19 protein-coding genes and 1 pseudogene are annotated in these 22,726 nt (G+C 44.4%); 11 read left to right on the forward strand and 9 right to left on the reverse strand.

Translation table 11 applies throughout. The features are described from left to right. Window positions 1-401: 401 nt before the first annotated feature. Window positions 402-2,141 (reverse strand): gamma-glutamyltransferase, encoded by a 1,740-nt coding sequence (ggt, locus tag ACHA99_RS13485; RefSeq protein ID WP_393943256.1) that lies wholly within the window; start codon window positions 2,139-2,141, stop codon window positions 402-404. A 108-nt stretch (window positions 2,142-2,249) separates the two neighbouring features. On the opposite strand from ggt, the gene ACHA99_RS13490 reads away from it, so the two are divergent. Further along, window positions 2,250-3,590: a GNAT family N-acetyltransferase gene (locus tag ACHA99_RS13490; RefSeq protein WP_393943258.1), complete on the forward strand. Its 1,341-nt coding sequence runs from the start codon at window positions 2,250-2,252 to the stop codon at window positions 3,588-3,590. A 74-nt stretch (window positions 3,591-3,664) separates the two neighbouring features. Here the strand turns inward: ACHA99_RS13490 and ACHA99_RS13495 are convergent, their stop codons facing one another. Together ACHA99_RS13495 and ACHA99_RS13500 are read right to left on the reverse strand one after the other, a co-directional pair. Beyond that, window positions 3,665-4,288, reverse strand: a complete 624-nt coding sequence (locus ACHA99_RS13495; protein WP_219251667.1) for a LysE family translocator — start codon at window positions 4,286-4,288, stop codon at window positions 3,665-3,667. A gap of 225 nt (window positions 4,289-4,513) precedes the next feature. Continuing rightward, on the reverse strand, window positions 4,514-4,996 hold the full coding sequence (locus ACHA99_RS13500; protein WP_393943261.1) for a hypothetical protein: 483 nt from the start codon (window positions 4,994-4,996) through the stop codon (window positions 4,514-4,516). A 255-nt stretch (window positions 4,997-5,251) separates the two neighbouring features. On the opposite strand from ACHA99_RS13500, the gene ACHA99_RS13505 reads away from it, so the two are divergent. The 6 genes and pseudogenes from ACHA99_RS13505 (at window position 5,252) to ACHA99_RS13530 (ending at window position 9,805) form a co-directional block, all read left to right on the forward strand. Then, window positions 5,252-5,827 carry a YbhB/YbcL family Raf kinase inhibitor-like protein gene (locus ACHA99_RS13505; RefSeq protein ID WP_168827397.1) on the forward strand — a complete coding sequence of 192 codons (576 nt, stop codon included), beginning with the start codon at window positions 5,252-5,254 and terminating at the stop codon, window positions 5,825-5,827. A gap of 11 nt (window positions 5,828-5,838) precedes the next feature. Beyond that, window positions 5,839-7,005: an L-dopachrome tautomerase-related protein gene (locus tag ACHA99_RS13510; RefSeq protein WP_393943263.1), complete on the forward strand. Its 1,167-nt coding sequence runs from the start codon at window positions 5,839-5,841 to the stop codon at window positions 7,003-7,005. Between the two features lie 141 nt (window positions 7,006-7,146). Beyond that, a complete protein-coding gene (locus tag ACHA99_RS13515) occupies window positions 7,147-7,623 on the forward strand; it encodes a VOC family protein (protein WP_028759587.1) in 477 nt (158 codons plus the stop codon). Next, window positions 7,610-8,599, forward strand: coding sequence for a glycine betaine ABC transporter substrate-binding protein (locus tag ACHA99_RS13520; RefSeq protein WP_393943265.1), 990 nt, complete (start codon window positions 7,610-7,612; stop codon window positions 8,597-8,599). The genes ACHA99_RS13515 and ACHA99_RS13520 overlap by 14 nt, the downstream gene beginning before the upstream one ends. Next, window positions 8,599-9,078: pseudogene (locus tag ACHA99_RS13525) on the forward strand (Atu1372/SO_1960 family protein). Before ACHA99_RS13520 ends, ACHA99_RS13525 begins: the two are co-directional and overlap by 1 nt. 172 nt (window positions 9,079-9,250) lie before the next feature. Beyond that, window positions 9,251-9,805: a sugar O-acetyltransferase gene (locus tag ACHA99_RS13530; protein ID WP_393943267.1), complete on the forward strand. Its 555-nt coding sequence runs from the start codon at window positions 9,251-9,253 to the stop codon at window positions 9,803-9,805. 124 nt (window positions 9,806-9,929) lie between these two features. On the opposite strand, the gene hppD is transcribed toward ACHA99_RS13530, so the two are convergent. Both hppD and ACHA99_RS13540 read right to left on the reverse strand, forming a co-directional pair. Then, window positions 9,930-10,970 (reverse strand): 4-hydroxyphenylpyruvate dioxygenase, encoded by a 1,041-nt coding sequence (hppD, locus tag ACHA99_RS13535; RefSeq protein ID WP_113940921.1) that lies wholly within the window; start codon window positions 10,968-10,970, stop codon window positions 9,930-9,932. 76 nt (window positions 10,971-11,046) lie between these two features. Further along, complete coding sequence (locus tag ACHA99_RS13540) at window positions 11,047-12,207, reverse strand: homogentisate 1,2-dioxygenase (RefSeq protein ID WP_263203033.1); 1,161 nt, start codon at window positions 12,205-12,207, stop codon at window positions 11,047-11,049. Window positions 12,208-12,413: 206 nt separating this feature from the next. On the opposite strand from ACHA99_RS13540, the gene ACHA99_RS13545 reads away from it, so the two are divergent. Beyond that, window positions 12,414-13,328, forward strand: a complete 915-nt coding sequence (locus ACHA99_RS13545) for a LysR family transcriptional regulator (RefSeq protein ID WP_028759592.1) — start codon at window positions 12,414-12,416, stop codon at window positions 13,326-13,328. Window positions 13,329-13,584: 256 nt separating this feature from the next. Next, window positions 13,585-14,379, forward strand: a complete 795-nt coding sequence (locus ACHA99_RS13550) for a TIGR00266 family protein (RefSeq protein ID WP_113940919.1) — start codon at window positions 13,585-13,587, stop codon at window positions 14,377-14,379. A gap of 111 nt (window positions 14,380-14,490) precedes the next feature. Here ACHA99_RS13550 and ACHA99_RS13555 read toward each other — a convergent pair whose 3' ends face one another. The 4 genes from ACHA99_RS13555 to ACHA99_RS13570 form a co-directional block, all read right to left on the reverse strand. After that, window positions 14,491-17,352: a TonB-dependent receptor plug domain-containing protein gene (locus tag ACHA99_RS13555; RefSeq protein WP_393943270.1), complete on the reverse strand. Its 2,862-nt coding sequence runs from the start codon at window positions 17,350-17,352 to the stop codon at window positions 14,491-14,493. 511 nt (window positions 17,353-17,863) lie between these two features. Beyond that, window positions 17,864-19,111 (reverse strand): hypothetical protein, encoded by a 1,248-nt coding sequence (locus ACHA99_RS13560; RefSeq protein ID WP_263142490.1) that lies wholly within the window; start codon window positions 19,109-19,111, stop codon window positions 17,864-17,866. Window positions 19,112-19,480: 369 nt separating this feature from the next. Continuing rightward, entirely contained in the window at window positions 19,481-19,819 is a 339-nt protein-coding gene (locus tag ACHA99_RS13565) for a hypothetical protein (protein WP_105252185.1), read from the reverse strand. A gap of 109 nt (window positions 19,820-19,928) precedes the next feature. Next, entirely contained in the window at window positions 19,929-20,390 is a 462-nt protein-coding gene (locus ACHA99_RS13570; RefSeq protein WP_131525022.1) for an EVE domain-containing protein, read from the reverse strand. Between the two features lie 277 nt (window positions 20,391-20,667). On the opposite strand from ACHA99_RS13570, the gene ACHA99_RS13575 reads away from it, so the two are divergent. Next, a complete protein-coding gene (locus ACHA99_RS13575) occupies window positions 20,668-21,048 on the forward strand; it encodes a DUF6508 domain-containing protein (RefSeq protein ID WP_168827411.1) in 381 nt (126 codons plus the stop codon). 139 nt (window positions 21,049-21,187) lie between these two features. Continuing rightward, window positions 21,188-22,726, forward strand: a 1,539-nt coding sequence (locus ACHA99_RS13580; protein WP_393943273.1) for an AMP-binding protein, incomplete at its 3' end; no start/stop codon positions are given.

Consider the following 22,726-nt stretch of genomic DNA (forward strand, 5'->3'; position numbering starts at 1 on the left):
GGACTGGCTGCGCGTCGATGAGTGAATGCCATGGCAAGCCTATATGAGTGGATACCAGCCAACGCAAGTGTCCCAACGATAGAAATAACTGGCCACTCAGTACAATTCACCTACATGTTTTGTCTTGAAATGAGTGGTGTTTAGTATGATATTTCATGATTCAGTTGCAGCGTCACTAAAGTAAAAAACAATGCAAATTAGCACAATAACTTTTCCACACAATAAAAAGCCCTTCTTATACAGTGATGTATAGCAGGGCTTTTTGATTGCAAGTTTGTATTCGTTGAGTGAAAGTACAAGCTTTACTCAGGGTTTATGACCTAGATCGAATAGGTCATCTCTTCTTTTCCACTTATCTCATTAACTCATCCCTTTACACTAAAATCGGCATCATGGGGATGCTAGTAGCCGATAGCTTCGCTACCCGAGTGGCGTGGATCAGACGCGCCAAAAATCCCTTGTTCGGTCACCATGATTGATTGCGTACTGCCCATAGCGGATTGTACTTTCACTTTGTGGCCTTTGGCTTCGAGCAGGGAAATGGTATCGCGATTAAAGCTGGACTCGACTCGCAATTCATCGGGTTGCCATTGATGATGAACCCGCGCCGCATTACTGGCTTCCGCGATATTTAATCCATGATCAATAACATTCATGATGATCTGCAGTGTGGTGGTGATAATGCGCGAACCACCTGGACTGCCAGTGACGAGGAAGGGTTTGCCATCCTTCATCACTATTGTTGGGCTCATTGAACTGAGTGGGCGCTTATTGCCTTCGACCGCATTGGCATCACCGCCAACTAAACCGTAGCCGTTTGGCACGCCGGGTTTGGCAGAGAAATCATCCATCTCGTTATTGAGCAGAATCCCTGTTCCCTTCGCCACTAAACCTGAGCCATAGCTGAAGTTTAAGGTGTAAGTATTTGAAACTGCGTTACCCCATTTATCGACTACCGAGAAGTGAGTGGTTTGATCGCTCTCATAGGGCGCGAGTTTGCCGGGCTTGATTTCAGCGCTCGGTGTTGCCTTATTCATTGCAATTTGGCTGGCGATTTTTTGGGCGTAGTCCTTACTGGTTAAGGCTTTGACTGGCACCTTATAAAAGTCGGGATCGCCTAAGTATTCGCTGCGATCGCTATAGGCGTACTTCATGGTTTCCGCCATCAGATGAATCGTCTGGGCGGTATTGTGGCCGAGTTTGTCTATCGGGAATTGCTGCAATACGTTGAGCATTTCGATGATGTGCACGCCGCCCGATGATGGCGGTGGCATAGACACAACCTCGTAACCGCGGTATTCACCGCGCACGGGTTCACGTTCCACAACCTTATAATTTTTAAGGTCGTCTAAGGTCATAATGCCGCCAGCATCTTTCACCGCATTGATGAGCTTAGTGGCGGTTTCACCTTCGTAGAATCCTTTGGTGCCTTTTTCTGCGATAAGACTTAACGAATGGGCAAGTTCAGGTTGTTTAAGAATATCATCCACTTGATAGTCACTGCCGTCGGCTTTGTAGAAGATAGCTGCCGTGGTTGGCCATTGGGTCATGCGGCGTTTTAGGCCTGCAAGGGATTGGGCAAGATCTGGGGTGATGCTGATGCCTTCCTGCGCCATTTTAATCGCGGGTGCCGTAACTTGGGCGAGAGTCATAGTGCCATATTTTTCAAGGGCTAAGCTCATGCCCATCACAGTACCTGGCACACCCACGGCAAGGCCGTGTTCGCGGCTTAGTTTTTCAACTGCGTCGCCATTTTCGTCGAGGAAAATGTTTTTCTTGGCTTTAGACGGTGCCATTTCACGGTAATCGATAGCGATGGTTTTGTTTTCTTTGGCAATATGCACCAGCATAAAACCACCGCCGCCGATATTGCCAGCACGGGGTAAGGTGACAGCCAAACTGAAGGCGACAGCCACGGCGGCGTCAACCGCATTGCCGCCTTGCTTTAGGATCTCAACGCCGGTGCGACTGGCGAGAGCTTCTTGGCTTGCGACCATGCCATGCTTAGCCCACACAGGTTGTGCGGTGGCCATCTGGCTGAAAATTGGCGATTCATCGGCAAGCAGACAGGGAGATGATAGTAGGGGAAGCGCCATCGCAATGGCGAGAATAAGAGGTCTAAAAGGTCTTGTTGGACGCATACTCAATCCTGAATTTATTTTAATTATGGCTATGCAATGTGCCGAGAATTAGGCTTAATTGCAACCTCGTATACTTGTTCACACCAGTAAAGGACGATAATTTACCCAATGAGACAGCTTATTTTGGCTTTTGCGAGCTCAATGTCGGATATTTCGGCCAGTGCGTGGAATGCCGCCATGGGTGAGGCGAATCCATTTTGCCGCCATGAGTTTCTGTTGGCACTTGAGCAAAGCCGCTCCGCCTGCACAGCAACCGGTTGGACGCCTCGACATTTATGCGTGTTCGATGCGGGTGACACATTAAATGATGTCGCCAGTAAGGATAAAAGCTTGTTGCCTTTGGCTGAAGGAGGGTTTATCAGTGTGCAAACGGCTAAGCACTTCAATCAGTTCCCACTTATTGCCGTCATGCCCTTGTACCAAAAATCCCACTCCTACGGTGAGTATGTGTTCGATTGGGCGTGGGCCGAAGCCTATGAGCGCCATGGGCTCGATTACTATCCCAAATGGGTGAATGCGATCCCTTTTACCCCAGTGCAAGGTCAACGGATGGGCATTCATCCCGCAGTAGAGCGCGCCGAGCAACTGCGCGTGGCGGCATTACTGCTGATGACATTGAATCGCCGACTAATATCAGCGCAGGATAATCTCGTACTTAAGGAAGCTATTCTTAATGAGCCAGAGCAGGGCGACAGCCCGATTTCTTCATGGCACAGCCTGTTTGTTACCCCAACACAAACGCCGTTATTTGAAAGTTTGCCCAATTCGCTGTTAAAACGCTTAGGCACTCAGTTCCATTGGCATAATCGCAGTTATCGGGATTTTAATGATTTTCTGGCGGGCTTTAGTTCCCGTAAGCGTAAAAATATCTTGAAGGAGCGGGCGCAGTTACAGCCTTTTAATCTTAAGTTTCAGTTTGTCGAAGGGGAGCAGATTACCGCTTCGCAATGGCAGACTTTTATCCAATGTTATCAATTAACTTACCTTAAACGCTCCGGTCATCGCGGCTATTTAACGCCAACCTTTTTTCAGCAGTTGGGGGCACAACTCGCTGCGCAAGTCCTACTCTTGGTGGTTGAAGATGCAAAGGGCGAGATGGTCGCTGGTGCCTTATATTTAAAAGGTGAGAATACCCGAGGGCAGAAATGCTTATATGGTCGTTATTGGGGGACGACGGTTGAGCTCGACGGTTTACATTTTGAGGCCTGTTATTACCAAGGTATTCAATATTGTATTGAACATGAGTTTCAAGTGTTTGATGCGGGCGCACAGGGGGAACATAAGGTGCTGCGTGGCTTTGAACCCGTAGCAATGTATTCCTACCATAACATCGCCCATTTGGGATTTAAGGCGGCGATTGCCGACTTTGTTGAGCAAGAAACACTGCAAATGCAGCAATATATGGCGCAGATGCAGGATGTGTTGCCCTACAAAAAAGCGCCTTCATAAAGACCGAGTTAACGGGACTTTATTGGGCTCATTTTAGGTAGAACGGGTTACATTTAAGCGGTTAGTTGAAATCGTTAGCTCATGGCTAACCAAACTCCTACGCCTATCATTAGGCTGCCTGCAATGCGGTTTAACCAGCGAATATTATCACCACGGCTCAAGAAGATGCGCAGGCTTTTGCCACCACTGGCGTAGGCGAGCATAGAGGTAAATTCGGTCACCATGATAATGCTCAGTAAGGCGAGGAGCTGCGGCGCGACGTCGCGCTCGGCATTGATAAAAGGGGGCAATAGCGACACCATAAATGCCCAACCTTTAGGATTGGCAATGGCGGTAATAAAGCCTTGAGAGATCAAGGTAAAATTGCTGGCTCTGGGGTTAGTGTCATCATCACTTAATATGGCCATCTTGCCGCGCGCGCGCCACATCTGTACGCCGATATAGCCTAAATAAATCCCGCCGATCCATTTAAAAATTTGAAAGACTTCGGGATAGTTGAGCATGATACTGGCTACGCCCATCACGGCGGCTGTCGCCACTAACGCCACCCCAACCAGTTCACCCAACATCATCCACAGGGTGCGGCGCACACCTATGCTCATGCCCAAGGTCATGGCGAGTGTCATGCACATGCCCGGCGTGATAGAAACAAAGAAAAAAGTCGGGATAAACACAGCGAGTAAGGCAAAATCAGGCATGGTTTGGTCATTCTTGGGTGAAGATGAGAAGGCCGATAGTGTAATGAAAACGGCGGATTTAGCCAATCTGCTTATTTTGAACTTGCTCTCTTTAAATGTAATCGGTTGTGTTGGCTGGTGATATTTCACGCAAAAAGCATACTGTGGTTATTATTAACAATATGCTCACTAACCCCATTGTGATTAATTCTGCAGTTGTTCGGTTAACAGTGATTAACCTCATAGTTAACAAGATAAGACATTGACTGTAGGTTCTACATCAGTATCGATCAAGTAGACACTATCGGCGCCCACCATATAATAATTGTATAGGTCTTGGTAAATATGTTCGCCTAATTCACCATAATAAGGACGGCGTGCATTTTTTACCGACTTCCATATTGGCCAAGGTAAAGAAAAATAATCGGCATTGGATTGATTCGTGATATTTAAATCTGAATCAATAGGGAATGGCGTATTGCTTTTATCATCATGTTGAATATCGCTAAGGTTATTACTTATGTTATCTAAGAAGGTTTGATAACTTGACTCATCAATTACTTGTATTCCTGATATCGTTGGGAAATACAATTCCATCGTGAATGTATCGTTATCAAGTTCCTGCCACAGTATGGTTAAAGATAAATGGTCTAATCTGCAACTCAGGTTCGGGTGTGGCTTTAGGTTTCTGTTCAAGGGAAACCAAGGTTGATAAGCCGCTTTAATCATAGCGAAACCTCGTTATATTATTGTGTTAAGAACATATCTTAGTCGTTTGGCTGTTACTTTTTTGCATTATTTTTGCTGAAAGTACCATAACCTAAAAATAACTGAGAAGCATGTTGAGATTATCCAATATTTTTTGAAACTCATATCAACCAAATGCGCCTTATCAATCATAATTTGATTGATATGCTAACCCACATTCTCAAATCAATGGTTAATGACTGTTCTAGGACAGTTCAAAAATGGGTTCAGCACATTATGAAATCGCCTTATTTCTCCTCTTTTAAAAATACTCTCTTGGTGACTGTCGCTTTGGCCGCCAGTATTAATTACGTTATGGCTGACGACAGTGCCTCTGCGTTTAGTCTCGAAAGTAATTTAGCTGATAATTCAAGGTTCCCTCCTGAGTATTATTGGAATCAATTTGGTTGTTCGGGCGAAAATATTGCGCCGCGTTTAACTTGGCAAAATGTACCTGCCGGTACCAAGAGCTTTGCTGTCACTTTATATGACAAAGATGCGCCTACTGGCAGTGGTTTTTGGCACCGTGTTGTGTATGACATTCCGGCACAGGTGTCGACTCTCGCAGGTGGTGTGAATGGCGGAGCGCTACCCAGTGGTGCCATTGAAGCTAATACCGATTTAGGTAAACCTGGATTCTTTGGACCTTGTCCACCAGAGGGACGTGAACACAGTTATGTATGGACAGTGCATGCTTTGGATGTGGCGCAGTTGCCGATAGACAAGGGATCAACACCCGCTTTGGTGGGATTCTATCTTTGGCAGCATAGATTAGGCGAAGCAAGTTTAACGCTTTTAGCTGGCCCACGTTAGGAGGAATGAAGATGACCATATTATCTACGCGCATTACATACCCAATGTTATCAAAGGCTTTTACTCTACTGGCAACCAGTTTGTTGTGTTCTCACTCATGGGCGACACAGACTGAGCCGCTGGCAAAAATGGAAGTCTTTGCCGAACTTGATGGGGCTGTGGGCGGTATTACTTTCACATCAGATGAACGATTGATTTTCAGTTATCACCCTTTCTATCAACCTAACATTAAGGTGGCAGAGCTTTTAGCGGATGGTAGTACTAAGCCATTTCCTAATTCGGATTGGCAGCAATGCCATGATCCGCAGGGCAAAGCGAAAGAACCTGACACTTGCCTTAATTGGGTGTTGGGGCTGCGAACCGACGATCAAGACAGAGTTTGGCTATTAGACTCTGGCCAGCAGGCGCCACGTATTGAGCCTAAATTAGTGGCATGGGATACCAAGAAAAATCAATTAGATCGCATTATTCATTTGCCCGCGCCAGTCTCTCTTCCTGAGTCACAACATAATGACTTTGTTATCTCATCTCGACATCAAGCGATTGTGATTGCTGATGAGGGGATTGGCACGGGTCCCATTGGTGAAAAGGCTGCGCTGCTGGTTGTGGACTTAAATACAGGGAAAAGTCGACGCCTATTACAGGGTGATAACAGTGTGATGCCAGACTTACAGCGGCCACTGATTATCGATAAGGACTCAAAAGGTAGAAAGCAGATTGAAGTCTATGTGGGTGCCGATGGCATTGCTTTAGATAAAACCCAAACATGGCTCTACTTTGCCCCGATGAATAAAGACAAAGTTTACCGTGTGCGGATGACAGATCTCATCAATCCTTCGTTAACGCCTGCGGCACTCTCTGCCAAAGTGGAGGCTTATGCCGATAAGCCCGACAACGGTGGCTTAAGTATTGATGAAGCGAATAATTTGTATCTAACAGAAGTGGGAGAGCGGGCCATTGGTGTGATCCCTGCAGATTCTCGCCAGTATCGCACTTATGTCCATGATGAACGTATGGTTTGGCCCGACGGTGTGAGTTATGGCAAGCAAGGTTACTTGTACTCTGGGGCTGCGCAATTACCGTTATCGGCACCATTAAATAATGGCAAAGCTGAAAACAGTCCACCTTATTATATTTTCCGTTTTAAGCCGTTGGCTGCGGGCGTTCGTGGTAATTAACCTTAACCATTAATCTTATAACCTTACGTCAAGTGCTTATCTGAACTGAATTTATTCACACGATTTTTGCGGATTAAAACGGTTTGGATTCGCACTTGGTTATACCGAGTCACTGAGTCACGACATCCAGAGGATGACAATATGAACATAATCGGATTGGATCACTTTACCATCAGAACCCCCAAACTGGTTGAAACGCTGCTGTTTTATCAAGTCATCCTTGGATTGAAATTAGGTTGGCGACCACAGTTTGGTTTTCCTGGACATTGGCTCTATGCCTCAAATAAGCCCATTTTGCATTTAGTGGAAGCGGGCGATCAGGCACTAGATGCCTACTTAGGGGAAAGCAGAAATATTTATGGCTCGGGACGTGTTGACCATTTGTCGTTTCGTGGCACGGATTTACACCAGATGCAGCAGCATTTATGCCAGCAGAGGATGATTTTTCAGGAACGAATTGTGCCTGAGATTGGTGAACATCAGTTGTTCCTTGAAGATCCGAATGGCATCAAAGTAGAGATGATATTCCCCTATGCAAAGGATAACGCCATCGTAGGGATTGTGATGGATAGGCTCACTATTTTAGACACCAAGGAGCCTGAACATGGCGGAGATTAATGTCTTCAGAAGGCAATTATTGCAAACGTTGGGATTGGGCAGTTTGGCATCATTGGCATTATTTCCTCGAGGTGCGATAGGTATGAATTCATTGAATAAGAGTACAAATATGGAGAGCTCACAGGGTAAGCCGATGATTCGCATGGGAGTGACGGACTTAAGTTTTCATCGAGTCACCGCCGCTGTGGTGGCCCATGTGATAGGGATTATGGGCAAAGAGGTGCAACGAAGCTATGCATTGCACGAGGCTAATTTTGAGCAGCTAGGTGAAGGCAAAGTGGATATGCTGTGTTCAGCATGGCTGCCCCATAGCCATGGGATTTATCGACAAGGTGTCGAAGAGCGAGTTGCTACGCGGCAACTCGGGCTACATTATGAGCCCTATGCGCTCTGGGGCGTACCCGATTATGTGCCTGCTGAGCAAGTGTCGAGCATTGAGGATTTACTCAAACCTGACGTGCAGCAACGTATGCGGCCCATCATTCAAGGGATTGGTGAGGGGGCGGGGATCACGCGATTTTCTAAAAATATCATGACGCAATATGGATTAACGGCGGCAGGTTATCAATTTAGAACAGGCACTCAAGCCGACTGTGTCGCGGCTTTTGAGTCTGCCGTAGCGGTAAACGAGTGGGTGATCGTTCCTTTGTGGCATCCACAATTTTTACACCATCAATACGGTATTCGCGATCTTCAGGACCCTAAAGGTTTACTCGGGGGAAAAGATAAAGCGGTATTGCTCGCCCGTGAACGCGAGTTAGTGGTTAATTTCTCGCCCGCACAAATTCAGGTACTTGATAACATAGTATTATCGAATCAAATGGTTGCAGAACTCGATTATGCGGTTAATCGACAAGGAATGACGGAAGATGAGGCCGCTGCGAACTGGCTGACAGTCAATCCTCAGCATTTGACGACCTGGTTAGCCCCGCTGCTTAATCCTGCGAATGCCTCATCTCAGGAGGTGACATTATGATGATCACACCTGAATCGCGGCTAGTAGCGGCAGGGCTTGAACTACCTGAGGTTGCTGCGGCTCTTGGGAATTACGAACCCTATTCAATTGTTGGCAGTCAGTTAATGACCTCGGGTCAGTTTCCCTATTTAGAGGGCGAGCTTCAGTATCAAGGACAATAGGGCGCAGATCATACTGTGAGCGAAGGCTACGCTGCCTGTCGTCTTGCGACCCTAAATGCCATTGCCCAATTGAAACAGGCTTGCGGTGAGCTTTCGCGGATAAAACAAATTTACCGCTTGGAAGGGGTGCTAAATGTGCATCAATCTTGCTTTGAACATCCTAAAGCACTCGATGGGGCTTCGGATTTATTGCTTGAAATCTTCGGTGAAGCAGGGCGTCACAGCCGGATGATTTGGACAAATCCTGTCATGCCGCTGAACAGTTTGTGTCTAGTGTATTTATTTGCAGAACTCTATTGTGATGACGAACAAAGGTAATCACCTTTGTCTCGATTGAGATTGAATGCTTGAATGTGACTCACATTGGCTGTTAGCTAAATGTTCTGTCAGCAAGATGGGTCGTTCATTCAATAGCATATAAGGCAGTTCTTGAACTTTCATCAATCGATTGTTAGGGTTAGGTCATCATGGACTGAATGTTGGCAATACGATGACTGAGAAACAAAAAATGTTGGCGGGCCAGCCCTATAAGGCTTGGGATGATGAGTTATTGGCTGAGCGGATGCGGGCGAAATCCATTTGTCATCAGTTTAATCTGGCCGAACCGACTTTACTTGATGCCCGAATGGAGCATCTTTGTGGCCTGCTTGATATTCAACACTGTGCCCATATTGAGCCTAATTTCTTTTGCGATTACGGCTATAACATCCATATTGGTAAACAATTTTACGCCAATCATAATCTAACCATATTAGATGTTTGCTCCGTCTCGATTGGCGATAATGTGATGTTTGGTCCCCATGTGATGATTTCTACCGCAACGCATCCTATTAATCCTATCGCGCGGCAAACGACGGAATACGGCGCGCCAATTCAAATCGGCAATAATGTCTGGCTAGGCGGAAACGTCTCTGTGTTACCCGGTGTTACCATTGGCGATAATTGTGTCATTGGTGCTGGTAGTGTCGTGAATAAGAGCATTCCCGCGAACTGTGTGGCGGCGGGGAACCCTTGTAAGGTTATCAAATCTATCGATGTGGACTAGCGCAGGAAAGTTAAAGCCGAGTGATTGGTGTCAAAGCTGATGGTGATTTAGATGGCGATGTAGATATTCGTAGAAAGAAAAACGGTACGCAGTGCGTACCGTTTTTTATTAGCAGGATGAATACTTACAGTACGCCGCGGCGCATTTGGTCCCGTTCAATTGATTCAAACAGGGCCGTAAAGTTGCCTTCACCAAAACCTAAGTTATTCTTACGTTGGATGATTTCGATGAAAATCGGTCCAAACAGGTTTTTAGTAAATATTTGCAATAAATAGCCTGTATCATCACCATCCACCAAAATTTGGTGATGTTTGATGCGCTCACGATTCTCAGTCACTTGAGGCAACTTGTCGAAAATGGTGTCGTAGTATTCAGGGATGATGTCTAAGCATTGGATTGAGCTGCCTTCCATCGCATCCAGAGATTTTACGATATCGCGGCTTCTAAAGGCTAAATGTTGCACACCTGGGCCATTGTATTCCTTCAGATATTCATCAATTTGGTTTTTATCGCTGCCTTTACCTTCGTTAATCGGGATACAGAAGCTACCATCGGGTGAGCGCAGGGCGTAGGACACTAGCGCGGTTTGTACGCCGCTGATGTCAAAGTAGCGCACTTCAGTAAAACCAAAAATGTTTTTATAGAAGTTAGCCCAATGTTCCATTGTGCCTTTGTAGACGTTGTTGGTTAAGTGATCGACCTCGATAAAGCCTTTCTCTTGGGTGATAATTTGCTCGTCTAAATCTTCAAAATCAGCGGCATAGATATTGTTACCTGCGCCAAAGGTGTCGATGAAATAAATTAAGCTGTCGCCAATGCCGTAAATCGCAGGATAAGGCAGATCTTTGTTGGCATCATCGGCGGGTTTTGCACCACGTTCAACGGCAACTCGATAGGCAAAGCCGGCATCTTCTACACGCCAGCCCATAGAACAAATGGCTGGGCCGTGGGATTTAGCAAACTTAGCTGAGAAACCTTCGCGCTCAGTGTTGAGCAGAAAATTAATGTCATTCTGTTTGTAGTATAGGATGTCTTTGTTCTTGGCTTTTTTCAGCAGAGAAAAACCAAAGTCGATAAAGACTTTGTGCATAAAATCAGTATCAGGGCTGGCGAATTCAGTGAATTCGATACCTAATAAGCCCAGTGGATTTAGTTCGCTTGCCATGATGTTTTCCTCGTTATTTTAGTGCAACACGCCGTCACTCTAATGACTCCCGCATGGGAGTGCTGGTGGCTTGGGGCTAGTCTTCTAGCCAAGAGCGGTTGTAGTCTTTGCTCATGCAATTTTGTACATGTTCGGTTAATTTCAGTGGGGCGAACGTGTCCACCATCACTGCATATTCATAGGTTTCTTTTTTGCCAATCGAGGCTTCTGTGCGGCCCGGTTGTGGTCCGTGGGCCACGCCTTTTTGATGTAAGGTCATGTAACCCGCTTCAATGCCCGTGCGGCTCATAAAGTCGCCATCGACGTAATACAAGACTTCGTCGCTATCTATGTTGTTGTGGTAATAAGGCGCCGGAATCGATTTAGGGTGGAAATCGTAGGGGCGCGGTACGAAGTTACAAATCACAAAGTTATGGGCGGTAAAGACTAAGTGATCAGAAGGAGGTAGATGGATTTTGCCTACCTTTGGTGCGTATTCTGTGATGTTGAATGCCCAAGGATAAACGCAGCCATCCCAACCCACTAAATCAAAGGGATGCCATTCAAGTGTGGTGAGTTGGTACTTATCGCCAAACTTACACACTAAGGGGAAGGCACCGCGCTCAACCACAGCATCTTGCAATGTAGGTACGCGTAAATCGCGCTCGCAGTAAGGTGCCGATTCTAATAGCTGACCATACTCGTTACGGAAATGCTTAGGCACTTCCACCATAGAGAATGACTCGATAACGAAAAGTCGCACATTGCTGTAATCGTTGAATTTTAGTTGATAAGTGGTACCGCGTGGGATCACGAGATAGTCCCACTTTTGGATCTTAATCGTGCCGTACTCGCTGTAGAGTGTGCCTTCGCCTTCGTGGACAAAAACCACTTCATCGGCATAGGCGTTACGGTAAAACTCGTCGGTATCGGCGGTGACTTTGGCGGTATAAAGTGCTAAGTCATTGTTATAAAAAATCTTGTTACGGGCGCTGAAGAAATTACCTTCACGGTCGGCGTCGCGGGAATCGAGTTTATAGTTTTGGACCAGCGAATCTTCCCAATTGGCACCATGGCCTAGGCTGTAGGGCGCCACTTCTAATGCTTTGGTTGGCATGTTGTGGTGATATTTATTGGAATAAATATTGGAAAAACCATGGGTTGAGAACAGTTCTTCACGGTAAAGCTCGCCGTTTTCCTTTTCAAATGCGATATGGCGCTTATGGGGAATCTGGCCTTGTTTCACATAAAATGGCATGGAGGATCCTTGGTTTTTACAGCGGCGTGAGATTGCTCTACTTCGCTTGTCGTTATGGTTATGTGATCTTGTTATCAATTTAGTTGCTTGAATGAACAAAAAAAAGAATAATAAATCCGTTATCTCAATCTAAAAATTAGATGGTATTCTAATCTTTACGAATCGTAGTGTTTCCGTGACATGTTCATTAGAGCCAAGGAGTGACCATGCGCATCGATATTGATGCTTTTAATGTGCTGCAAGTGCTGGTGGAAGAGGGCAGTTTTGCCAAGGCGGCGGAGCGATTACACAAAGCGCAATCGGCGGTGAGTTATCAAGTTAAAAAGTTAGAAGAGCACTTAGGCGTGCCGCTTTTTAGCCGTGAGCAATATCGTGCTGAGCTGACGCAAGAGGGCCGCGTGATTTTGGCCGAGGGACAAAGATTACTGCAACACCTTGCAAACATTGAACATCTTGCCAGTCGTTTCAGTGAAGGCTGGGAGCCAAAGTTAGAGCTAGTGATAGATGGAGCCTTGCCGATGGAGCCAATTATGACGGCTTTAAAGCGTATGGCTGAGCATCAAATCCCCACTAAAATTCAGCTCAATATGGAATTTTTAGGCGGTGTACAACACAGATTTGAGCGGGATAATGCCGACTTGATGTTAGTGAAAGATTATCGCACAGGCCCCTACTATCATCCGCAACCTTTGCCTGCAATTACTAGCGTGCTGGTGGCCAGTGCTTCACATCCTTTATCTTTTATTCGCGAAATTAGTTTGTCCGAACTGCAGCAACACGTGGAATTGACTATCGAAGACTCTTCACCCAATAAAAGTTATCGCGATGAAATGCAATTTGGCGGTGATAAAGTGTTTTATCTTTCTGGTTTTATCATGAAAAAGAACGCCTTGTTAAAAGGCTTAGGTTTTGGCTGGTTGCCGGACTTTTTAGTGCAAGAAGAGTTAGCTAAGGGCGAATTAGTTGAAATCGACTTCGTCGGTGGCAGTCGTTTTACGTTTATTCCACAGCTCGTCTCGACCTTAGAGCGTCCGTTAGGCCGTGCGGGACAACTTTTTACCGAGTTGATATTAGAGGAGTTTGCTAAGGCTGAGCAGTTTAATGGTGTGGGTTTGGGTTGATAAGTCTTCGCTTGTCATCTTTTGATACAAGTTACCGCATAAAATAATCGCATTTTGACATTTTATGTCATAGATTAATGCCTAGGTCAGATTAAGGTTTAGATTGAGAGTTAAAATAAGGCCTAAATTCAGATTGAGCTTAGATCTAGATTAGGGTCGAGATGAAGAGTGAAATTGAGCCGCGATAGGTAAAGAGTCGTCCATCGGGGTCAATCTAAAGGATAGTAACAAGGAACTGACAGTTAAGGGGAACAGTATGTCTAGACGTTGTCATGAAGTGGATTATGAAATTATCGGCCACAGTATGCAGTTGGTTGAAGTGGAACTCGATCCCAACGAAACCGTGGTCGCTGAAGCGGGCGCGATGAATTACCTAGAGCAAGATATTAGCTTTGAGGCCAAAATGGGCGATGGCTCTGAGCCTGAGTCAGGCTTTTTTGGCAAGTTGGTGGGCGCGGGTAAACGGGCATTGACGGGTGAGAGCATTTTTATGACTCACTTTACCAACCAAGGCAACCAAAAACGTAAAGTCGCCTTTGCTGCCCCTTATCCAGGCACTATCCTAGCGATCGACTTGGCCGAACATGGCGGTGAGCTTATCTGTCAGAAAGACAGTTTTTTGGCTGCGGCTTTAGGTACACGCGTGACGATGAAATTTAATCGCCGCTTAGGTACCGGATTTTTCGGTGGTGAAGGGTTTATTCTGCAAAGTCTACAGGGCGATGGTATGGCGTTTATCCATGCGGGCGGCACCTTAGTGAAAAAAGAACTAAAAGGTGAAACCTTAAGAGTTGACACCGGTTGTCTTGTTGCATTTACCTCAGGGATTGATTACGACATAGAGCGTGCAGGCTCATTAAAGTCTATGGTCTTTGGCGGTGAAGGTTTGTTTTTAGCCACACTCAAAGGCCACGGGACGGTTTGGCTACAAAGCTTGCCATTCTCACGTATGGCGGATCGCATTATCGCCCATGCCCCATCAGCGGGTGGCAGTGATCGCGGTGAAGGCTCTGTACTCGGAGGTCTTGGTCGCATGCTCGATGGGCGCTAACACAACATTTTTAATGGAGTGCCTTTATGTAAAAGTAAAAAAAGTGACATATCGAGATTGATGATATGTCACTTCAAATGGGAGATTTTAAATTAGCTTAAGTAACGTTGGTTAGAACTTATAGTTAACGCCTACAGTGATACGTTGTCCCAGAATGTCATAGTAAGCACCTTGGTTATATACACTCGGTTGACGAGGTGGGGTTTCATCAAACATGTTGAGTATGCCCGCACGAACTTGTAATGCATCAGTGATGTTATAGCGACTGGTTAAATCAAATGTAATATATGATGGAATATCATTATAGTTGTTTTGATTTGGTGACCAATCGTTACTTAAAACTGTATTACTACGATAGTTCGCAGTTAGTACTGCAGAGAAATCTCCGTAGGTGTAATCCGTCGTAAAACGATGACGCCAACGTGGCCGCTCTTGTTCACCTGTTTCTTTTATTTCATCTTCAGCAAAACCTGTTGAATTAAATGAACGTTCTTCTAGATAAGTACTGAAGAGGCGGACACCCCAGTCACCAAAGCTACTTTCAAACTTATAGTTAGCTTCAATATCTACACCAGAAGTAATGCTGGTCGCAGAGTTAACTGGTTTTTCATAGTAATTGGTGATCTCATGCGTATCAGGATCACGTTCAAGCAATGGACAGAATGGGTTGTCTAGAGTGCTTGATTGGTAGCAATACTTTACAACATCTGGGCCATCAAAACTGTTAATGACATTTTCCATGTCAAATTTCCAGTAATCAACAGTGAAACTTAGGTTTTCAATATAACTTGGGGTATAGACAAAACCGATAGTTATGTCATCGGCAACTTCGTTTTGTAAGTCTTCGTTCCCTACTATAAATCCAGGACGAGTCGAACCATACCACTCTTGAGATGGTTCGAAATCGGTAGGAATACCTTGTGCCGCACAGTTTGCCAAGACATTGTCTAGATATTCAGGATTTATTTGGTTGCGGTAGCTAGAAGCGCAATAATCCTTTATAGATCTGAATGTTTGTCCTGGTGGGCTATACAAGTCACCTATATTGGGAGCTCTAACAGATTTCGAACGGTTTAATCTAACTCTCAAATCGTCGAAGACAGCCCAGTTTAAGCCTACTTTCCAAGCAGTATCAGAACCAGATGTCGAGTAATCCATATAACGGAAAGCTGTTTCCAGTGTTAAATCTTGTACTAATGTAATGTCACTTAGTAATGGAATTGACAATTCTGCAGAAGTTTCCGTTACATCAAACTCACCTTTAAGTGGCTGAGATTGGTTGTTGAACAGTAAGCCCTCTCGCATAGCTGGATCTGGTAAAGTGTCTGCCTGTTCTTTTCTATACTCGAGAGAGAATGCACTCGATATAAAACCTGCTGGCAATTCAAATAGATCACCACTTACGGATGCTCCGAGAGCTGATTGAGTGATAGATGATCGTCGAATTGCGTCAGTACTTACCCAATCATAGGCGTTTTTATCGTAGATTCCGCGCCCAAATATATTGAGTGGAAGGCATCCATTATTTCGAGCACTTTCACTACGACAGACTACTTCCCCTTTATCATTTTTTATTGTATCAACAGCGTCATAGAAGCGTTGCTCGAACATTTCACCATACCATTCTGTATCAGCTTGAACATGTCCAACGGTAGCATAAGTGTCATAAGACCAATTTTCAGAAAGTGCTCCCTCAAAGCCAAGTGCTATACGGGCAGTCGTTCGTTCTTGGCTATATTTTCGATTACCAAAGTCCGATGCAAGGTATCCTAGAGAAATACCATCTCCTGGTTCTGCTTTGCCTGCATTAACAAGCCTAGCTTCTTCAGCAGCGATAAGTGCTGCTGCTTCAGGGGAGAGAAACCCATTATCATCATGCACTTTCAAACTTAGGAAAGCTGGGGAGCTTTCGCCATAGGCATCTGTTTTACTAAGCGTCGCCTCCATGGTCATTTTATGATCGTCATTAATGTCATAGCTCATGACAGAGAAAAAGTTAATGCGATCTAATGGCGTTTTGATGAAAGAGTTTTCTGCGAAGTTATAACCTTCTCCGCCGAGATAATCGACACGACCAGAAGTCAGCGGAGGTAAAGCTTGTCCTAATTGCATTGGTCTAACATTGCCATTTTCATCAAATGAATATCGAGTACCATTTGAAACAAATGTCCCTGTTTTACTATAGGAAGCTAATACTTGTTGACCATAACCCCATACAACAGACTGTGGGTCATCTGGACCTGTTGCATTTTGATTACGTACAACAATTGGAGCTTCACGTAGGAACTCTCTATCCATAAAGGATAATTGCCCCTGACGAGCCCAACTAAGGTTAGTAACAAAATTAGCTTTACCTACTTCTGAACCAAATGTTATTGAAGCATATTTTTCTTCACCACCATCTTCTGTTGGCTGTGTAGTCGAAACGTCAACCGAAATGCCATCAAAGCTTTTTTTCGTAATAATGTTCACAACACCCGCGATAGCATCTGAGCCATATACTGCTGATGCACCACCAGTTGTGATTTCAATTCGTTCAACCATAGCTGTTGGTATATTGTTAAGATCTACAGAACCTGAACCAGGTGCTCCTGCAACAAATCGACGACCATTAACAAGAACGAGTGTACGGTCAGAGCCTAGTCCTCTTAAGTCTGTATTATTTAATCCGCTAGCAAATACAGTATTATTGGTTGTTTCAGGTGATAGTCCTACTAGTGTGTTGGGCATCTTATGCAGCAAATCAGCAACGTTAACGACACCTGCGTCAATTAACCCATCACCTGATATAACTGTCACAGGTGTAGGCGTGAGTTCACCAATACGCTTAATTTTTGAGCCCGTAACTTCAATACGTTCAAATGTTTCAGTTGGTTCTTCAGTTTGGGCATGAACAAAAGTGGAAGCTGTTAGACTTGCTGCGGCAAATATACCGTAGCGAACCGCTTTTGCCGTTAGTGACAAAGAGTTCATACATTTCTCCTTTATATTTTTTATTGGTTAAATTTATGGTTGTAAATTGAAGCTGCACTTAACAACTCCAACCACATATTTATTTCCAAGTTGCGAGATTGTCAAACAGTAGGCGTTTTTAGGTTGGTTTTGGTGACAATAATTTAAGGTGAGATGAACAATTTTGTTAATTATTTTACACTAATCAAACATCTTGATTCGTTATTTGTAACATGTAATTGTTTTTTGATAGACTGTTTTTAGGTTGGAGGTATTTAATTTGTTGATTATAAAGGTTATTGTTTTTTTATGATTTTATTTGTTTTTTCGCGAGATATTAATTGTAACTGAGTGTTTCTTATTTGGTTATTTTGTTTGCTTTTTTTGTTTATTTTATAATTATCATATATCAATCGTTAGAAAGTATTATTTGCGGGCTTACCAGGTTAATTCATTATAAAGTATTATTAGCAATGAATGATTAATGTTGCTGTGGGTTTAATGAAAGTTTTTTTAAATTATTTTATATTTGCTATTTATTTTTAATATTTCTCTCTATGATTTTTGAAATAAAATACATCATCAAATAGCCTGTGCCTAAGGCTAAAATCACCGCGACGACATTCTCCGTATACAGGCGGTAAGCGTAGAAAGTAACGACCAGTACTGCGATACCAGCAAGGCGAATAAGTAGGCTTTGAGTAAAGTAGCCATGAGCTTTGATATAAGCTAGCTGGTAGCCATTGAGCATCATAAATATAAAAAACATGGAGAAATGCATTAATACTGGGGCCGCTTTAATGTATTGCTCGGGGAATAACCAAGCGACTAACGGCTTGCTCGCAAAGACCATAACGACAAAAAAAATACCGCTGATCCACAAAGAAACTTTCGTCAGCCATGACTTAATTTGTTGCACTTCGTCAAAGCGTTTTTCTCGTACGCACACTGCGACTTCGGGCAGCACAAACCGGTAGATGGGAAAGACAAAAAGCAGGGTGAGGTAAGTGATCATCGGCCGCACCACCACTTGGAAATCACCCAGTTCATCTATGCTGAAATAGGCAATAGTCAGCAGTACGGTGATGTAAATCATCAAGATACTGGCCCCCGCTTCCATGGACGCCGTCAGGCTTTTTTTCATAAAACTGCGTAAACCAGTATCAAAATGCACCGCACTTAAGGGCGGAGTGGCAATATCTTTGCGCCGTTTTAAGTACATATATAAGGCAACAATGAGCGATGACAGTGTCATGCTGTAAAAGAGTGATGCAATGGCGGTTTGTTTTAAGCCATAGAAACATAATAAAAAGCTAGTCACTTGCGCGAGCGGCTCTAACCAAGTGACTCTATTGGAGATGGCATATAGCCGGTACATGGCAATTTGATTGGTAAAATAGACCTTGAGCCCCATACTCAGAATAATCCCAACCAATTGAAAATATTCTACATTGAGCTGAAGTTTGTGTTTGATATAGGGTAAAACTAAGCCCCATGTCAGTAGTACCATAGCGATCAAGCTGTAGCGGAATATATTGGTGATATCCACATCTTGCTTGGTCTGGGAGTAGGTCACCACCATAGAGGAGCGAAATCCCGTCATTAGGATTAGCGACAGTGAGATAATGTCGATCACTGTGTGATAGAGCGCTAGATCGGCTTTGGCAACCCATTGTGCTAGCCAGAGTTTAAATAGAAACCCCACAGAAATACTGGCGAGTGATGCCCAGAACCCCGCAATAATTGCCTGCTTAACCCGTTGAAGTGAGGTGTTTTCCATTATCAAAAATCCAGCGTTAGTCTACGGTCATTATCGGGATGCTATGAATTCAATTAAGATTTTGCCTTAGCCGCATGAGTATTTTTAGGTGACACTTATCTTGTTCTGTTCGATATCTTTTCACCCTGCATGAGTCTAGCATTTAGCCAATTTACGACCAATAGCCAGATAGTAAAGATATGATAAATATCAATATGTTGCTTTATTGTAAGTTAGAACGTTATTGAATGAGGACTGGGGTGATAAATTGTCTTACAGACAACGTTTTTTGATAGATGAAAGCAGTATTAAGAAGTACAACTACGCCCAGATAAGCGCTGGGCGCAGTTGTAAATGTGTCAGTTATAAATGCCATTTTGCCATGGGAAGTTAATCGGTAATGATATTGACGATATCGAGGATTTTACGGCTGTTATTATCGAGTTTGATTAGTGCACCTTCGACTTGAATGCTAATGATGCCATCTCTGTCTAAGGGTACTACGATGCGGCCGCGATCATAAATATCATGCTCAAGCACATCACCACGGTGGAGTTTTTTCTGCCAACCGGGTGGCAGTGGCTGACCTTGGTCAATTTTTTTCTGTAATCCCGGCGGTAGGCTTTTATCCTTTTTGTGGTGCTCATGGTCATCTTTAGCAAAGGTTGAGATGGACATCGTTAAGCTGAGGACAAGTCCTGTGATTACCACTGAGGTCAATTTATTCATCTGTACTCCTAAGGGGCATTGAGTTGATGTTGTGTCCAATGCTGGATGTGGCCAACAATAGGCGATGCGAAATGAACTATAGCTGAACGTTCTAGCTCAAGAGTGCTTTCTAGCGGGTTAACATAAGTACGGCTTGCCATTGTTCGGCGGTCACAGGTTGGATACTGAGTCTTGACCCCTTAGAGACTAAATACATGTCCGCCAGTTGGGGTAAACTTTTTATCAAACTTAAGGGAATAATCTCGTTAAATTTTTCGACAAAGCGGATATCCACTCGCAGCCATCTTGGTTTGGTTGGATCTGACTTAGGGTCGAAATACTTCGATTCGGGATCGAAGGCTGTGCTGTCGGGATACGCATTTGTCACAACTTCAGCGATACCGACAATACCGGGTACTTTGCAGCTTGAATGGTAAAAAAATACCTGATCGCCAATCTGCATCTCATCGCGCATAAAGTTACGCGCCTGATAGTTACGGATCCCATGCCAAGCTTCGGTTTGGTTAGGGCAAGCCTTAAGATCATCTATGCTGAATTCGTCGGGTTCCGATTTCATAAGCCAGTAGTTCATCTTGTTTCCTTTACTCATAGTTGCCGTTAAGCGCTTCAATACCGCTGAGTTTATCTGAATTTTGTCGAATACCCCAGTTCGTCACCCATATCAAATATTGTGAGTTTGATTAAGTTTCCGTTCAGATAACGTGGCTTAGCCTGTTGACAGTAATCTTATTTGGTATGCCTTATGCAAATTCTCGTTTCTAAGGCAAAGCGTCAAATTCGATCTCGGTTTGTGACTGGTGTCGTACAAGTTGTGGCAGCAGAGGCAACCAAAACCTGTGAGGTGTGTTATGGGGACTTCAACAATGACATCCGATTGTGGCTTATACACTAAATATCTTAAGGATTTTACGGCGGGTGATGTGATCTTAAGTCATGAGCGAATGCTGGAATTTATTAATGACCTGACAACGCAAGGTTGGTTATTGGCTAATTTCACTTGGGACTATTGGTATAACAACAGTTACTTAGTCGATAAACCTGCCTACATTCGTGATGCGAGCATCGCACAATGTAAGTTGCTGCTAACCGCCATGACGCGACTCGAGGTTTTTAGCCCCGGCGTGTTAGAAAATATGCGTCGCCAAGGGGTGTTACTGGCCATTGTTGAGCGGTTACAAAGCTTAAATGTGCCTAAGTCGAGTGCTCATTTTGAGTTTATCAGCCGTTAGCACTGGGCTTTAATGGATTGTTATCTAATAGTTTGTCTTACTCTTTAGTCTAATAAAGTGCTTTTTTACTTGTGACATGATCCGTGGATTGGTTAGTTTGGACCTCGCTAACCATAATAATAAATGCACGGAGGCCTTAATGTCAGTTCCTACAAGCCAAGTTATAAGCCCGCTCAACGTTAGCGAGTTTAGAGGCGAGTCATCACCGAAACTCGTTGAGAAGACCATAGGTCAATATCTTGATGAGATTGCGGCAACGTATCCCGACCAATTAGCTGTCGTCGTACACCATCAACATATCCGCTGGAATTACCGCCAATATCTTGCCCAAATCGATGCGCTCGCCACAGGACTATTAAAACTCGGCATTAAGTCTGGTGATAGGGTAGGGATTTGGTCGCCTAATAATATCGAGTGGTGTTTAACCCAATATGCGACCGCTAAAATTGGCGCCATCATGGTGTGTATTAATCCTGCGTATCGTCCTGAAGAGTTGCAATACGCGCTGAGTAACGTGGGTTGTCGCGCGGTAATTTGTGCTGATAAGTTTAAATCCAGCAATTATCTTGAGATGCTATATGAATTGGCGCCTGAGCTAACTTCTTGCCCAGCGGGTAAATTACAAGCTAAAGCCGTACCTGAGCTTGAATTTGTGATCCGTATGGGCGCAGAGAAATCCGTCGGTATGTTGAATTTTGATGACTTGACCGTTGATGTGACCGCCGCTGACAGGATAATGCTCAAGAGTATTGCTAAGGAATTAAGCCCATACGATGCGATTAATATCCAGTTTACCTCTGGCACGACGGGCAGCCCGAAAGGCGCGACCTTATCACATCATAACATATTGAATAATGGCTATTTAGTCGCTGAGGCGATGAAGTTTACCTGCCACGATAAACTCTGTATTCCAGTGCCTTTATACCATTGTTTTGGCATGGTACTTGGCAGTTTAGTCTGCTTAGCCAAAGGCGCAGCTGCTGTGTTCCCTGGTGAATCCTTCGATCCACTGACGACATTGCAAGTGATTGAGCAAGAGCGTTGCACTGCTTTGCATGGCGTACCGACCATGTTTATTGCCGAGTTGGAACACCCAGAGTTTGCTCGTTTTGATTTGAGTTCCTTACGTACCGGTGTGATGGCGGGGGCAACTTGTCCTGAAGAAGTGATGCGACGTGTACAAAACCTGATGTATATGAAGGAAGTACTGATTGGTTATGGTCAGACAGAATGCAGTCCGCTCAATCACATTACTGAAATCGACTCACCCGTAGAGAAACGCGTTCTCACCGTTGGCCGTGCTTTACCCCATACCGAAGTGAAAATTGTCGATGAATTTGGCGAAGTGCTGCCAATTAATCAACCCGGCGAAGTCTGTAGTCGTGGTTATTGCATTATGCAGTGTTATTGGAATGATCCTGAGAAAACGGCGGCAACCATAGACAGTCAAGGTTGGCTACATTCGGGCGATATTGGCCAAATGGATGAGCAAGGTTATGTGCAAATTGTGGGGCGCATTAAAGATATGATTATTCGTGGCGGCGAGAATATTTATCCCCGTGAGATTGAAGAGAAACTTTACACCCATAAAGATGTGCAGGATGCGGCGGTCTTTGGCGTTCAAAGCGATAAATACGGCGAGGAGGTGTGTGCTTGGATTAAAGTCCGCTCAGGCTCC

Origin of the sequence: Shewanella sp. S23-S33, from assembly GCF_043359565.1 — a bacterium.
GTDB lineage: Bacteria > Pseudomonadota > Gammaproteobacteria > Enterobacterales > Shewanellaceae > Shewanella > Shewanella oncorhynchi.